This window comes from Rhodobacter sp. P2_H5 (assembly GCF_056403335.1).
The window spans coordinates 1-558 of record NZ_JBFUFS010000146.1; the positions used below are offsets into that span (position 1 = coordinate 1).

Here is a 558-nt window from a genome sequence, read left to right on the forward strand (position 1 = left end):
TCGCCAGTGACTTGGGCATAGGCCGTGGTCGGCTGGGTAGAAAGACCCGCGTGGTCCAGATGGACATGGAATTGCAGGCGGGTTGTGTCAGGGCGCAGAGCGGTTTGGGCGTCAAAAATCCTGTGCCAATCGGCTGCGGGCAAAAGGATCACATTGTCCGGCGGGGCTTGTGGTGCGGCTTGGGATGGCAGCCCTACCCCCTGAAAGAATGCGTCCGCATCGGGCATATCGACCACGCCTGCGACAGTCACCACCACGGGATCAAGACCTATCCGCGTGATGCTGACAGGGTCGCCTGGCCCGACATGCAGGTTCGACGCGGTCTGCTGTGCGATCAGCACCCCGTCGAGGGAGCCGGACAACAGGCGGACTTCTTTCGGGAAATTGACCAGGTATTCCGGTCCAAAGCCCATCACTTTGCCCGGCCCGGTGGTCTGCACGGTGCCGCCAGCAGTGGCCTGAAACGCGTCGGTTAAGGCGTAAAAGACCTGTTCCAGCGCCCTGATCGGAGCAGCTTTGCGAATGGCTGCGTCAATGGCGGCCGCATCAGCCCCCGGC

The 558-nt window shown here is 62.4% G+C and carries 1 protein-coding gene; it reads right to left on the bottom strand.

The genetic code is table 11. The features are described 5' to 3' along the window. Nucleotides 1-558: hypothetical protein (locus tag AC1DVR_RS24015; protein ID WP_478003127.1), on the bottom strand; the 558-nt coding region annotated here is incomplete at both ends.